This window comes from Reichenbachiella faecimaris, from assembly GCF_900176375.1.
GTDB classification, from domain to species: Bacteria; Bacteroidota; Bacteroidia; order Cytophagales; family Cyclobacteriaceae; genus Reichenbachiella; species Reichenbachiella faecimaris.
This window is the reverse complement of the sequence record NZ_FWYF01000002.1, coordinates 830,399-845,643: the sequence shown is the minus strand read 5'-3', so window position 1 is coordinate 845,643 and position 15,245 is coordinate 830,399. Positions and strand designations below refer to the sequence as shown.

The following is a 15,245-nucleotide window of genomic DNA, read 5'->3' as shown; positions in this document are numbered from 1 at the left end:
TTTTGACTTTTGGCAAAAGTGAACAATTAATCAGACAATAAGAATGATTGTTATTTTTCTATTAAGTGCGCGCAAGCCTTCCATATTCTGATGAATTGGGGTTATCTTTATAAGACGATTGAAAAGGTTTTAGAATGAAATACAGTTGCGTTTGTATAGATGATGACAAGATGTTCAATGAGATACTGGAACAGTACATCAAACGTGTAGACTTTCTAGAGTTTGGTGGTGCCTTCAGCAACCCGATAGAAGGTGTGATGGCTATAGATAAGCTGAAACCAGACATCCTTTTCCTAGATGTTGACATGCCTGAGATCAGCGGATTTACAACCATTGATGCACTAGAACATAGACCCATTATCATAATGGTTTCTTCTCACTACGAGCATGAGCGCGAGCTAATAAAGGCTGGTGCGGCCAAATTCGTGATGAAACCTATTGCAAGCCCTGATCACTTATCTCAAATCGTAAAAGAGGTCTTAGCCGAACAAGAAGTCTAAATTAGACCATACAATAATTTTATCCAGGCTTTATAACTTTTTACGATCAGTCTATAAAGTTGGGGCGGAATATTTCGGATATCTGAATAAACTTACAGGGTCATAGCGAAGGATCTTCTCAGGGTTTAACAAAAAATTTGCCCAGATATTTACATGCTGCTTCCTGCTAACGAGATCTCTCTGGTCGTACTCCCGACGAAATGACTTTTAGATCTGGGATTACACGTTGGGATGGTCTAGTCCTCTAGAAATACGGAGTGATCTGTGATCCCTCTCATTCCTCTTAATTATCTGAAAATCTTGGTCATAAAAAAGCCATTCCGAGTTATCGAAATGGCTTTTGAAGTGGTGGGCGCTGAGGGATTCGAACCCCCGACCCCCTCGGTGTAAACGAGGTGCTCTGAACCAGCTGAGCTAAGCGCCCTTGATTTGGGTGTGCAAAAATAGATTATGATTTTATATTACCAAATCTTTTCAGAAATATTTTTAACTAATTGCTTCTTTTAAGAATCTATTGAACTCATGAGCATTTTTGTAGGTTGAAATAAGCTCATCAAAAAACCCATCCTTGGTGAGATCTTTCTCACTGAACTCCTCGATCACATAGAAACTTTTAAATCTTAACAATTCAATATTTGGATGGTCTTTTGGATATCCTTTTGGAGCGGTTTTCAATTTATCCCCTCTGATTTCGCCAAAGGTTTCCTTAAAGGATTTTGATGTTAAAAGCGCATTCAATCCATCTGGATTATAGTCAATCTCTTGACGAATAGCTGCCAAAGTTTCTGGTGGTGGCATATAAATTCCTCCACCTGCAAAATTTTGACCTTGAGACAGGTGAATGTAAAAACCTGTGCCTTCTGTCTTCTTGCCATTAGCTCCCATCAAAGCGCCAAAGTTTGTTTTGTAAGGCGTCTTGTCTTTGCTAAATCGAATATCTCTATTTATTCTAAAAACACATTTCTTGGGGTCTACGTCTGTCAATTCTGGGTCAAACTTGGCTATCTCGCCGATAATATTTCCAACTAATCCCAAGAACTCCTTTCGGCAAGATTCATACGTTTTTCTATTGGCGTCAAACCACTCTTTGTTATTGTTGGCTGCAAGCTCATTCAGAAATTTGATAGTTGGTTTTAAGTCCATAGATCCCTACGTTTAGTAAGTTGCTCCATTCTCATCCCTCGTGAACCTTTGATTAAAACTGTGGCTGCCGTTAAGGGCTCTTCTTGGAGAAGATTACTTAGTTCGTCAATTTTTTCAAATGCCTTTGATTTAGCATGCTTGTGCATCTTTTTAAAGTCATTCCCTACCAAATACACCTTGTCAAGGTTTAAGGTTTCAGCATAGTCAATAATTTTTCTGTGCTCTTCCTCAGCATACGCACCCAATTCTTTCATGTCTCCGAGAATGGCTACTTTATGAGCACTATCTATTACGGCCAAATTATCTAAAGCCGCTCGAATAGAATCTGGATTGGCATTGTAGGCATCTAGTATGATCGTATTGGAGCCAATTTCAATCATCTGCGAACGGTTGTTGTCTGGCATATATCCATCTATGGCACGATAGGGATCTTCTACTTCAAAATAATTTCCGATAGTCACGGCAGCTGAGATGTTCAGAAAATTATAGGCCCCAATCATTTCTGTAGCATGTGTATCTCCATGCTCATCTTTGTAATGCACAAACGGGGTAGCTGATTTGAGGGAACAGAGTTCATTTGGATAGGTGATCGCATTGGAAAATCGCTTTGACATGTTTTGCAATACTCTATCTTCCAAATTGATAAAGGGTATCCCACCTGTCTGTCTTAGATAGTCAAACAACTCACTTTTTGCTCGAATGATTGCCTCCTGTCCACCAAATTCTCCAATGTGAGCCGTTCCAATATTGGTGATCAGGCCATGGGTTGGCTTTGCCATTTTGCAAAGTGATGCGATCTCTCCTATATGATTGGCACCCATTTCAATAATCGCAAATTCTGTATCACTCGAAATATTCAATAGGGTCAATGGTACCCCAATGTGATTATTGAGGTTTCCTCTTGTATATTGGGTTTTTCTATCAGCACTCATAACTCTCGCCGCCAATTCCTTGGTCGAAGTCTTCCCATTGGAGCCTGTTATTCCCAAAAAGGGAATATCAAATTGATCTCTGTGATGACTAGCGAGTTCTTGGAGGCACTTTAACACATCGTCAACTAAAAAAAACTTGTCACTTGATTCCTCTTGAGACTCGTCGATAACTGCCAAAAGTGCGCCACCCTCAATCGCCTGACTGGCATAAGTATTGCCATTAAAGTTATCTCCTTTAAGCGCAAAGAAGATTTGATTTTCTTGAAGCGACCTGGTATCTGAACATACCCCTTCGCTTGCTAAAAATTTTTCGTAAAGGAAAGAAATGGTTTGATCCAAATTTGTTGTTATTTGTATGGCAGCTCACAAATATATTTACCAGCACTCAATAATTTTCGTTATTGACGGTTTGATTGTCGGATAGCCTGAAGGCGCCTAATGATTATGATGCGATTGTCCCATTTTTTTTTATTACAAATTCTTATTGCTCACACCCTCTGGGGGCAAATAGAGTTGCAAATGATCCAACCTACTGTTGTCAAGGGTGATCAAACACTAGGTTTGGCCTTTGCTGGTGGTCTCAATAGTGCTCAATATCAGACGATTGATTTAGATGGGGACGATGACCTAGATTTGGTTGTCTTTGATCGTACTTCGGACAAAATCAACTGTTTTGAAAATACAGGAACAGCATACGTCTATATGCCCTACTTCGAATTTTTGTTTCCGGAAAACATCCAGCATTGGATGGTTTTAGCAGATTATGACTGTGATGGCCACAAGGATCTTTTCACCTATACTGGCCTTGGCATTCGTGTTTTCAGAAATACCTCATCGGGCAACACTGTAACATGGGAGCTGATTGCCGAACCACTTAAAACTCTGGGCTCCAGCTCAAATATCAATCTTTTGTTCAATCCTACTGATATTCCTTCCATAGTTGATTTAGACGGCGACGGAGATTTGGACATACTAGGTTTTGACTTTGCCTCTAGCAGTCAGATAGAATTTCATAAAAATCTATCCATAGAAAATACTGGTTCGTGCGGATTGGCGTTTGTTCGAGAAACTCGATCCTATGGAGACATTTGGGACTGTGGCTGTGATAATTTCACCATTGACGAGCCTTGTAGCTCTTCAGGAAAAATACTACATGCAGGCGGCAAAGCCTTGCTTTCACTCGACTACAATTCGGATGGGTTAATGGATTTGGTTCTTAGTCAAGAATCCTGTGAAAATTTGAGTTATGCCGAAAATAACGGAAGTTTATCCTCTGCTTCTTTTGAGGATTTTGACAATACCTTTCCATCATTTTTCTCAGGCATCAGTTTTACCTCATTCCCGATGGCAGGCTATGAGGATGTCACTTTTGATGGCAATAAGGACTTACTGGTTTCAAGCAATGTAAGGTCAAACACTTTTCGTACCATCGACTTTAAATCATCCAGCCTTCTTTTTGAAAACACAAGCAATAACTCCCATCAATTTGGAAATGCCATCCCATTCTTGCAGGATCAAATGATTGATGTAGGAGAGTTTGCCTATCCAGCGATTGTGGATATAGATGGTGATGGCAATAATGATTTGGTGATTGGTAATACAGGCTTGCTAGAAAATAATGAGTTTATAAGTTCATTGACTTATTATCGGACAGCAAACAACGGTTTGGAATGGGTAACAGATGACTTATTTGGCCTATCCACTCTAGGGCTTAGTGACATCAAACCTCAATTCATTGATGCCAATGGGGATCAGAAAATTGATTTGGTATTCTCTGCCCTAAATGGCGGGTTTAACGCTACCTTGTATTACGTTCGAAACAATGATTCTTCACTCGAATCACTTGATATTTCTCAATTACAGTTCATTGAGTTTAGTTTCACAAGATTGGACGATTTTGTGCTGGATGATATCAATCAGGATAACCTACCAGATTTGCTACTAGGCGTGTCTAATGGCAGGTTAGATTATTATATTAATACTGGTTCTGCCACCAATCCCATGTTTACTCTTGATACTGAGGGGTATTTAGGCATTGTCGCAGATGGTGATAGAAGCAACCTTTCAGTTGCTACTGGAGAGATGGATGATATCAATGGAACGGATCTCATCACTACAGACAGAAGTGGGAAAACATCATTTTACTCTGATTACAAATCTGGCAATCCCCAACGCCAAGAATCAATTGTCAAACTTGAGCAGTCAAGTACGTTGGTTCCAACACGGTTTGGCAGAATATCCAAGCCCGCTATAGGTCAACTATTAGGTAAGGCTGTAATTGCAGTAGGGAGTATACAAGGTGGCGTTCGACTTCTATCTACTTCTGCAACAGGGAGTGAAGGCCATTTAACCATCACTGCATTCCCAGTGCCTACTGCATCAGACCGAGTTGTCAACTTCCAATCCAATTTATCTGATACGCTGGTAGAGATATTTTCACTAGCAGGCCACAAGGTGGCAGAGGTTTTTCTTTCTGCCTATATAGATACACCTCTTACTCTCAGTTTCCTTGAAGATGGTTTGTATTTAGCAAAAGCTACCAACGGCAATCAAAGCTGCACCATCAAAATAATTGTGAGCCCTTTCAATTAGCACTTAAACTACGTTAAGCACCTGCTCCTTTATTTTTTCCAGCTCGTCCTTCATGTCTACGACGAGTTTTTGAATGTCTGAATTATTGGCTTTAGACCCAATGGTATTGATCTCTCTGCCCATTTCTTGACTGATGAACCCTAATTTTTTTCCTTGAGATTCCTTTTCGGTTAATGTCTCATGAAAATAGGCGATATGGTTTTGTAACCTGATGATTTCTTCGGCAATATCCAGTTTCTCGATATAGTATATCAGCTCCTGTTCAAATCTGTTTGGGTCCGACTTATCTGAAGCCGCTAATTCAGACAAACTCTCGTTGATTCTATCTTTTATTGCAACTATGCGCTCTGGATCTTTTTGTTTAATCAGTGCTAATTTTTCATCAATGTTTTTCGCGAATGTACCAAGTGCAGACTCAGCAGCTTGACCTTCCTGTACTCTGAACTTCTCACATTCGACCAGTGCCTGATTAGTCAAAGAGAATAACTGTTTTTTATCCACCAGATCGTTGGCTGTGTCTGAATACTCCATAATGTCTGGCATTCGAAGTACTTCTTTTACCAAATCGGCATCTGACAATTCCTCTTGACTTGTTACTGATCTGATCTCCCTTTTATAATGATTGAACAATGACTGATTCAGAGTACCCGCACTACCCATACCATTCTTTAATGCGATTTCCACGCTAAAGTTGACTTTGCCACGTACGATTTTTTCAATCAATATTTTTTTGATTTCATTTTCATAAGCTGCCACTTCTTTTGGCAACTTGGTGGAAATATCCAAAAACTTGGAGTTCAAAGATTTGATCTCTACATCAATGCTCATTTGATCATTTTCAAATTTAGCGTGGCCGTACCCAGTCATAGATTTAAGCATTTGCAATGATCGTCAAATAAGCCCAGTATTAAAAATAGAAGTGATTCAGGCTGATCTAGAAATCGTAGCCCAAACTCAGGTAGAATTGCATTTTGCCAATTTCGTAATCTGCCATGGGTTTGGCAAAATCGAAACGTGCATAATAGCCAAGAAGTACTGTTCTAAGGCCAAAGCCATAACTGGCCAACCATGGATTATTGGAAGTACGAATAACCGCCTCGAAAGGGCCTCCATCCTTCACTATCTTCGTGTTGACCTCATGGTCTTCATTGAATGGGGACTTTCCAGTCCAAGCAGAACCCAAATCATAAAACCCAATCACCTGAAAATTTCTAAGGAAATTAGACTTTATTGAACCTCTAGAAAAATATTTAATTATTGGAAAGCGCAATTCGGCATTGACTGTAAGCACATTTGATCCACTAAATTCATTATAATTGAATCCACGCAAGTTCACAAATTGGGCAAACAGAATATCTGTATTGTCCTTTTGATTGCTGAAATAAAGTGGCGAATTCACCTGGTCTGTGTTTTCACTATCATTAGCCACCCAATTGTCCATACCGCCTAGCATATAAGTCATAGGATGATTACCAAAAGATCTTCCAAAGTATATACGTGATGCAAAAATTAGCTCTCTTGATATTTTTTGATAGCGACGTAGATCAATGCTGAAATTGCTGAACGTAAGGGCATTGTCATTTAGAGCCTGATAATGCTCAAAGGAAATTTTAGCTCTACTGCCTTCATATAAGTTCAGGCCATTGGCTAACGTATTGTCATACACCCAATGCGCCTTGACCCCTGCATAAGTATTGTGCGACTCTAGTGCAAAAGGGTCTTGTGTTCCAAAACTTCTCTGCAGTGCATCTGGGCTCAGATTATAAAAATGAGTAAATGTCATAAAGGGTTGGAAATCAAAGCGGGTCGCCACTGATAAGGGCAATGAAGCACCCAAAGTGTATGTGTTCTTTTTGTACTTCTGAATTATTTCGCTCCCAACCGCACCTGAAAAATCAAGCCTCTCTTCTAAATACACATTTCTGTCATATCTGGCCATTAAGTCAATAGTGTATTTAAGGAACCTGTACTCTGCAAAAAAATCACCACTCTTAAGGTCTGTAATTGCAAGAAACCCACCATAGAATTTATGGTTCTCCAGTACGTCATTCATTTCATATTCCATCAATATTCCAAACCCTCTAAATGGATCTATTTTGAACGTGGTAATGACGTTGTTTGAAGAGAAGGCAGTCTCATACGGGTGTGGTCCTGTGACACTGGGCTCCTTTTGCATTTTCTGATAAGTCGTGAGAAACGAGAACGCCCTGTCATCCTCTTCATCTTCTGGTTCGTCTTCGAATTTGTAATCGTCTGTATCAATAAACTCATCTTCATCCTCTTCTTGTACCTGCTCTGTATTGATGCCTTGCCCTTCCTGTTCAATATCAAATAAGCCTTCTCCCATTTCCATTTCTTCTTGCGGCAAATCATCATTAGCTGCTTCAGCCCTTCTTTTTCGAATGAATTCTACTTGTTCCAATTGGTTTCGCAAAGTAGGCGGCGTGAATGTGGTCTGGTTCAGGTTATAATTTTCCTGCAGGTAGATTCTTGACTTGCCATTGTTCAGCATTAAGAATGCCAAATCATGTGTCTTCCGATTGATGTCATATTCTTGTAGGCTGGTTCTAAAATTGGAAACCTGATTGTAAATGCCATTTGAAAAATTGTATTTATACAAATTGTAAATGCCTTTTTGGTCGCTTAGATAAAACACATTTTCCCTATCCACTGGCACTGGATAGTAGTCATTGCTCAATGTATTTGTCATTCTATGAACGACATTGGTAGTAGTGTCTAGGTCATAGGCAAACAAATTCAACACTTCTGACGCATCATTGATGTTGTCCAGCTCCAAATTAAGTGTATCACTGGGTCGATTAGAACTGAAGACAATTGCGTCTGTACCTGGAATGAACTTAGGATTCAGGTCATCATACTTGTCTTTAGTCAATCGTTTCACGGCATTTCTTCTCATACTAATCAGATATAAATCGTTCTGGCCTTGTATATCAGCACTTATGACAGCCAACTTTCCATTGTCATTGAATCCAATGCCTTGAATCTGATTAAATCTGAGCAAAGACTTGCGTTGTTTTACTCTGGTGGGAATATCATACGACACTAAATAATTGGTGCCGTACCAATTCTGAATAATACCTAATTTCTTATCTGTAATCCACTCGATAATGGGTAACTCAAGTGTTACTTCCTGATTGATCACGTGATATCCTCCTCTGAGTGCCGTTCTTTCATGACCATTTTCTAGGTTTCGGACATTTACTGTGTACTTGCCTCTGTAGTTGTTCACATAAGCCAGATATTTGCCATCAGGACTCACCCGAACTTTAGTCAATTTGGCAACCTTCCCAGTTTTATTGATCAGTTTATTATCCTTTTCTGGTGAATCATAAGCTGCATCTAGTGTGGCATTTGCATTTCGATAATACTCTGCCCATTCATACTTAAACTGCTTAAACGAAATGCCCAGTGAGCTCGCAATACTGTGCTCAGGATTTCTAATGATTCTCGTGAGATTGAGAATATTGGACAAATTGCTTCTTCCATACTTAACTGCGATATAGTTCCATACTGATTGCCCTACCATTTGAGCTCGTACATCTTCCAGTCGATTTAATTTTTTGGTCTTCCTTTTGGTGAGAAAATCACGCATGTAGTCGTCCATCTCCACACTCCATCCATAGGCTGCATAATTAGCAGCTCCGCCTATAAACCACTCGGGTAAGTGAAGCAGATAGGCACTTTGAAACATCTCTGCCAGACTGCCTCCAAACATCATATCGTCAAGCAGCATTTTTGTAAGTCTATACTTGAGTTCTTTTTTGAATTCAACTATACTCCCTGGATAAGCTATTTCCACTTGTAACTTTACAAATTTAGTTTGACCCGCAATAGTGAATGTGGCACCATCTACTCCAATATTGCTTTGTTTCAGGTCTACAGGAGAATTGTAGAGGAAAATTTTTGTCTTAGAGAAAGGGGCATATCCCAATAAATCCGTGAGCTTATCGTACTCTTCATCTAAATAGTCTAGCGCTAGTTTGGCATAATCCTCTCCCAACGCATAGTAATGGATGTCATAATCATCCGTACTGTAATAATACCAATCGTAACTTTTGTATTGTACTCTATTCTGACCAAAAACCTTCCTGTGCTCCTGACCCCATGAGACCAAAGCAGAAAAGATTAATAGACCAGTAAGAAGTACTTTCAATCGCATATAGCTAATTTTTTTGCTGAATTGGATAATGTGAATAATAACGACTGACATCAACCTCAGCATCCAACGCCTCCCCGTCCAACAAGTATGCAGTGAATAATTTCGAACAATTTGGGATCAGAGAAACACCCTTAGAGCCAAAACCATTAAAAACATAAATATGTTCATTATCTGGATGTTTTCCAATGAATGGTCGACGATCTTTCGTGGCAGGCCGTATGCCTGCCCGGCTCCCTTTTATCTCATACTGCTCTTTCAACAATCCGCTTAACTTTTCTTTTAATTCATTTTGTCCCGTTTCGGTTGGTTGCATGTCATCAAAATGATGATGATAAGTTGAACCTACTCTAATATGCCCGCCTGCAAAGGGCAACATAAAAACACCTCGATTATAAATGGTTTCTGGGCGTTTTTTTAACTCTATATCTATCATTTCCCCTTTTACAGGGTGAAATGGCAACCATTGAAACCATTCGGATTTATGTGCATGAATACCATTGCAGAAGATTATTTTTTTGAACTTCAAATCACCAAAAGAAAAGTGATCAGTATTGCACTTCAAATCCTTTTCATAAAACATTGTTTCCCGATAACTACCCTTATCAATCAGATATTTTTTGTTGGCGTTCAAAAGTTCTACAATATTGACGTACCCTGCTTGTTTCAAAAACAGCCCACCATGTGGATCGTGAAGTTGATGCGCTGAAATATTTGAGGTAGTCGTCTGTGCTATGTACGCGTCAAACTTTGCATCAGATTTCTTCGCTTCCCAGTCATTCTGGTCTTCAATAGCAAAGTATGGCCTATATACGCCAATAGGATAATAAAATGCAGCCTCAAGTTTGGTTTCCAATTCTGGATAAAAACTCGTCAACTCAGGGAAAAACTGATCTGCCCTCCAAGTCTTAAACATTTTTCTCCCAGTAATTGGATTGAAAATGCCCGCAGCTACCACAGAGGAGTGGTTGTGGTCTGGTTGGTCAAGCACCATTATTTTTTGCTCCCTTTCAAGCAATTTCTGCGAAAGTACAGCGCCAGCCAGTCCATGACCAATGATTAAGTAGTCGTACATGTTATATTTGCGATTGAGCAATAATCCAACAAAATTGCGGACTTACCATTAATATCTATGATCCAAATACAGAATTTTGTTTTTAATCCTTTCATGGAAAACACTTACGTGCTTTATGACGAAACCAAGGAAGCAATTGTTGTTGATCCTGGGTGCTACGAACAAGCCGAAAAAGATGAACTTACAGACTTCATTGAATCCAATGAACTAAAGGTGGTCAAACTCATCAATACACACTGCCATATTGATCATGTATTTGGCAATGCATTTGTCAAAAAAAAATACGGCGTTTCATTGACGATCCACAAAGAGGATGAAGCTACTTTGAAATCTGTAGAGGTATATGCACCAGCTTATGGTTTTCAAAATTTTGAAAATACTGAAGCTGAAGTTTTTTTTGATGAGGGGGATCAGGTTGAATTTGGTAATTCCGTGTTAGATGTTTTTTTTACTCCTGGCCATGCACCAGGCCATGTGGTGTTGGTGAATCAGGTACAAAAAATTTGTATAGGTGGAGACGTACTATTCGATGGGAGTATTGGCCGTACGGACTTACCAGGAGGGGACTTTGATACACTCATTAAAAGTATTCATGACAAAGTGTTTACTCTTAACGACGACACAGTCGTTTATCCAGGGCATGGAGGCACTACCACTGTTGGTAAGGAAAAAGTGTCCAATCCTTTTTGTGCATTATCCAAATGAACATTCGAAATTTCACCCCAAACGCATTAACAAGCCTAAACCTGGCGTTTGGTTGCTTTGCTATTATTGAAATTTTCGAAGGGAGGCTGGAGTATGTCATGTATTATACACTCCTGTCTGGATTAGTGGATTTTTTTGACGGCTTTTCAGCACGTTTACTCAAATCCACATCCAACATTGGAAAGGATCTGGATTCACTTGCTGACATGGTCTCCTTTGGGGTAGTTCCGGCATTGGTCATGTATCAATTGCTGCAAATAAGTGCTCCAGATACTTCTTGGAAATACTTATCGATATTGATTGCAGTTATGTCTGGGCTTAGATTGGCCAAATTCAACAATGACGAACGTCAGTCAGATAGGTTTTTTGGCCTACCTACACCCGCAAATGCCTTTTTTATCATTTCTTTAGCTCATTTATCCACAGAAGGGATATGGCGTGATGTGGTCAATAGTTGGGTGGTTTTGGTTAGTATCACCATTTGCACATCCCTCCTGCTTATTGCTGACATTCCAATGCTGGCTTTTAAGTTTAAAAAATATGGATGGAAGGGCAACGAGGCAAAATATGCCTTTTTATTGTTGAGCTTGGTTATGGCCATTCTCTTTCAATTAGTGGCCATACCATTAATTATTGTCATGTACATAGCTGGATCTATTTTAACACATATACTGGCACCAAAAAAATAAAGGAACGAAAATACCCACTCGTCGCGTTGATAAGAATAAGTTGAAAAGAATATTACACATAGTATCTGGATTTTTGCTGGTTTTTACTTTTGCTCAAAACGTGAAAGCGCAAAATCCATCTGTATTATCAAGTGGCAACTGGTACAAATTGGCAGTGTTGGAGGATGGGGTATATAAAATAGACCGCGAACTGCTACAACAAATGGGGATTGATTTAGCCAATTTAGATCCAACAAAGTTGGCCATCTATGGCAATGCAAACAATGGTATCCTTCCACAAGCCAATGACGAAGGTCGTACTGACGATCTTTTAGAAAATGCCATTACTGTAACTGGGCAATCTGATGGGAAATTTGACACAAACGATTACCTTCTTTTTTACGGCAAGTCTCCTCATTATCTGAGCTATAGTCAGGCTACAGATCAATTTCAATTTGAAAAAAATCCATACAGTGATACGGCTTTTTATTTTCTAACCATTAAAGAAACTGACGGCTTGCGGATCTCAACAGTCGCATTGCCAAAAGATGACATATCAACTATCAAGTCATATCAATCGCTCGAAGTCCATGAACTTGAAGAAAATACCATTATTGATTCTGGGCGTGAATGGTATGGAGAAAGGTTCAATAATTCCACGAAATCTCATAAAGTGTCTTTTGCAACTGATGGGATTGTAGGTGGCTCTGATATTCTTGTATTTACAAGTTTATTGTCTGGTTCCTCTGGTGCGTCTTCTTATGAAATTGAGGCCAATGGTTCTAGCCTAGGTACAGTTGAAATGAATCCAGTGTCAACAAATAAATATACCACGCGAGCAGATACTCAATCGGACACATTCACCATATCTAGTTCTTCCATTGATTTAAGTAATGGATTGGATCTTAATTTTAGATTCACCAATGATGGATTAAGTGATGGTTATATAGACTATGTCCATGCTCGCATGCAAAAAAGATTAAATCTGAGTCAGGGCAGACTCCTTTGGTACAGGCCCATGGGCGCCAGCCTAATTACTTTTGAAATTTCAGAAGGTAATGCCAGCACTCAAGTCTGGGACATTTCTTCTCCTATATTTCCCATTCGGGCAAATACTGAAGAGACCAGTGGTCAGGTAACATTTGCATCTGCAGAAGAATCAACGACCTACATGGCATTCAATGAAGGGCAAGAATTGACTCCGCTCCTTATTAAAGAAATAGACAATCAAAACCTTCACGAACTACCTCCAGCAGATGGTATTATCATCACACATTCAAACTTCCTCTCGTCTGCCACACGGCTGGCCGAATTTCGGTTAGCCCATGACGGGCTGCTCGTCGAAGTAGTCACTGTAGATCAAATTTTCAACGAATTTTCTAGTGGTATGCAGGATGTATCTGCACTTCGAGATTTTATCAAGTTTCAATATGATAAATACAATCAGCTTAAATATGTGCTCCTTTTTGGTGACTGTTCTTTCGACTATAAAGATCGAAGCATTGAAATGACCAATTTCGTTCCTGTTTATGAATCCAGAAACTCCCTACACCCTCTACAAAGCTTTTCTTCTGACGACTACTTTGGTTTTATGTCTGACGACGAAGGTGAATGGATAGAAACAGTAGGAGGTGACCATACCATGGAACTTGGCATTGGCCGAATTCCAATACAAACTAACGAAGCTGGAAATGCAGTGGTCAACAAGATCATTCGCTACCAAACCAATCGTTTAGGTTTCGGAAAGTGGCGTAACAAAATCACCTTCATAGCAGATGACGGAGACAGCAACATACATCAAATAGATGCAGATAAAATGTCTACGTACGTAGATACCACACGTCAAGAACTCAACATAAACAAAGTTTACCTTGACGCCTACGTCCAAACACAAAACAAATCACCACTGGCTTCAGAGGCCTTTTTGCAGGCCATATCAAATGGCAATTTGATCGTCAATTTTACAGGACATGGCAACGAGGGTCAACTGACCAACGAGGACATTTTTAATGAATTGATGATAGACGATCTAAATAACAATATTTTAATGTCACTATTTGTAACCGCCACCTGTCAATTTGGGAATTACGACTATCCCAATAGGGTATCAGGAGGTGAACAAATGGTATTACTGCCTTATGGGGGTTCCGTAGCACTTATTACAGCCACTCGACCTGTTTATGCCAACACCAATTACAAACTCAATGAGGCCTTCTACTTTTCTGCCATGGAAAAAGAAGGGGATCAGTTCAAACGGCTTGGCGATATAATGAAAGAAACAAAAAACAATAGCCTTGTGGGATCAGGAAATAGAAACTATGCACTTCTTGGTGATCCAATGATGCGGATATCATTTCCAAAACAATCCATTGAGTTGACTGCTATAAATGGCAAATCGACGGATAAATTGGACACACTTAGCGCTTTTGGCAAATACAGAATTAGTGGCCAGGTTCAATCCAATGGTACTGTTGATACTAAATTCGACGGTGTCGTTACACTCACTGCCTATGACAAGCCCACAAAATTTCAGACCAGAGGCGACGAATCTGCTAAGCAAATTTTTGATGTCAGAGATGTGCTATTGTTTCAAGGTAAAGCAACAGTTACTGAAGGAGAGTTTGATATTGAGTTTATCGTTCCAAAGAATATCAACTATTCCTTTGGAGAAGGTAAACTAAGTTTTTATGCTGTTAACCATTTGTCCACTTCTGATGCGCATGGTGCCTTTTCGGAAGTCATTATTGGTGGATCTAAAAAAGTAACTGACCCTGACCTTTCGCCACCTGAGATCTCCATTTATCTTAACGACTCCACTTTTAAGTCAGGTCAAACAGTTGGCCCTTCTCCTGTTCTACTTGTCAAACTTACAGACCAAAGTGGCATCAACATTTCTAACATTGGCTTTGGAAATGAATTACTACTTTCACTTAATGATGATGAACCTATTCCTCTAAACGATTATTATGAAGCCAATGTAGACACCTATCAAGAAGGGTGGATAATCTATCCGTTAGAAAATCTGGTGCCAGGTCGATATGCATTGACCTTAGAAGCCTCAGATATCTTTAATAATCTCACTACTGAACAGATTGAATTTTTCATTACAAAAGAAAATGGAATTAAACTGACGGAGGTTATCAACTATCCCAACCCAATCCTACCTGATACAGACTATACAACAATCAGGTTTGATCATGATAGATTGGGTGAGGATCTTGTGGCTTATCTAACCCTTACGGACATGCAAGGGCAGGAAATATATACACAAACCAACCGTTTTGATAATGTTTCAGACCATTCTCTGGAATTAATTTGGAACTTAGAAGGTACTGGTATAAACAGAGTAAGAAAAGGAATATATATTTATAGGCTCAAAGTGCAAAGCCGAGTAGATGGTTCGTCGGGAGAAGTATTCAGAAGGATAGTAATCATGAATTAGCTATCTTTGCA

The 15,245-nt window shown here is 39.5% G+C and carries 10 protein-coding genes and 1 tRNA gene; 5 read left to right on the top strand and 6 right to left on the bottom strand.

The annotated features are described in order from the left end of the window. The first annotated feature begins 134 nt into the window (after positions 1-134). A complete protein-coding gene (locus B9A58_RS11425; RefSeq protein WP_084372972.1) occupies positions 135-500 on the top strand; it encodes a LytR/AlgR family response regulator transcription factor in 366 nt (121 codons plus the stop codon). 346 nt (positions 501-846) lie between these two features. Here the strand turns inward: B9A58_RS11425 and B9A58_RS11420 are convergent. From B9A58_RS11420 to B9A58_RS11410, 3 genes are all read right to left on the bottom strand, one after another. Next, positions 847-924 (bottom strand) — tRNA-Val (locus B9A58_RS11420). Positions 925-986: 62 nt separating this feature from the next. Beyond that, the gene (locus B9A58_RS11415) at positions 987-1,643 is read right to left on the bottom strand and encodes a DUF2461 domain-containing protein (protein WP_084372971.1); all 657 of its coding nucleotides are present in this window, start codon (positions 1,641-1,643) and stop codon (positions 987-989) included. After that, the gene (locus B9A58_RS11410; protein ID WP_245827068.1) at positions 1,634-2,914 is read right to left on the bottom strand and encodes a UDP-N-acetylmuramoyl-tripeptide--D-alanyl-D-alanine ligase; all 1,281 of its coding nucleotides are present in this window, start codon (positions 2,912-2,914) and stop codon (positions 1,634-1,636) included. Before B9A58_RS11410 ends, B9A58_RS11415 begins: the two co-directional genes overlap by 10 nt. A gap of 180 nt (positions 2,915-3,094) precedes the next feature. On the opposite strand from B9A58_RS11410, the gene B9A58_RS11405 reads away from it, so the two are divergent. Continuing rightward, complete coding sequence (locus tag B9A58_RS11405; protein ID WP_176214758.1) at positions 3,095-5,167, top strand: T9SS type A sorting domain-containing protein; 2,073 nt, start codon at positions 3,095-3,097, stop codon at positions 5,165-5,167. A gap of 3 nt (positions 5,168-5,170) precedes the next feature. Here B9A58_RS11405 and B9A58_RS11400 read toward each other — a convergent pair whose 3' ends face one another. The 3 genes from B9A58_RS11400 to B9A58_RS11390 are packed head-to-tail and all read right to left on the bottom strand — an operon-like array spanning position 5,171 to position 10,419. Then, entirely contained in the window at positions 5,171-6,046 is an 876-nt protein-coding gene (locus B9A58_RS11400) for a YicC/YloC family endoribonuclease (RefSeq protein WP_084372969.1), read from the bottom strand. A gap of 55 nt (positions 6,047-6,101) precedes the next feature. Further along, a complete protein-coding gene (locus B9A58_RS11395) occupies positions 6,102-9,347 on the bottom strand; it encodes a translocation protein TolB (protein ID WP_139793843.1) in 3,246 nt (1,081 codons plus the stop codon). 4 nt (positions 9,348-9,351) lie between these two features. After that, positions 9,352-10,419, bottom strand: coding sequence for an NAD(P)/FAD-dependent oxidoreductase (locus B9A58_RS11390; RefSeq protein ID WP_084372967.1), 1,068 nt, complete (start codon positions 10,417-10,419; stop codon positions 9,352-9,354). Between the two features lie 57 nt (positions 10,420-10,476). Here B9A58_RS11390 and B9A58_RS11385 point away from each other — a divergent pair, with 57 nt between their 5' ends. The 3 genes from B9A58_RS11385 to porU are packed head-to-tail and all read left to right on the top strand — an operon-like array spanning position 10,477 to position 15,234. Then, positions 10,477-11,124, top strand: a complete 648-nt coding sequence (locus tag B9A58_RS11385; RefSeq protein WP_084372966.1) for an MBL fold metallo-hydrolase — start codon at positions 10,477-10,479, stop codon at positions 11,122-11,124. Further along, entirely contained in the window at positions 11,121-11,813 is a 693-nt protein-coding gene (locus B9A58_RS11380) for a CDP-alcohol phosphatidyltransferase family protein (RefSeq protein ID WP_084372965.1), read from the top strand. The genes B9A58_RS11385 and B9A58_RS11380 overlap by 4 nt, the downstream gene beginning before the upstream one ends. Positions 11,814-11,853: 40 nt before the next feature. Continuing rightward, positions 11,854-15,234 carry a type IX secretion system sortase PorU gene (gene porU / locus B9A58_RS11375; RefSeq protein ID WP_176214757.1) on the top strand — a complete coding sequence of 1,127 codons (3,381 nt, stop codon included), beginning with the start codon at positions 11,854-11,856 and terminating at the stop codon, positions 15,232-15,234. The last annotated feature ends 11 nt before the right edge of the window (positions 15,235-15,245 follow it).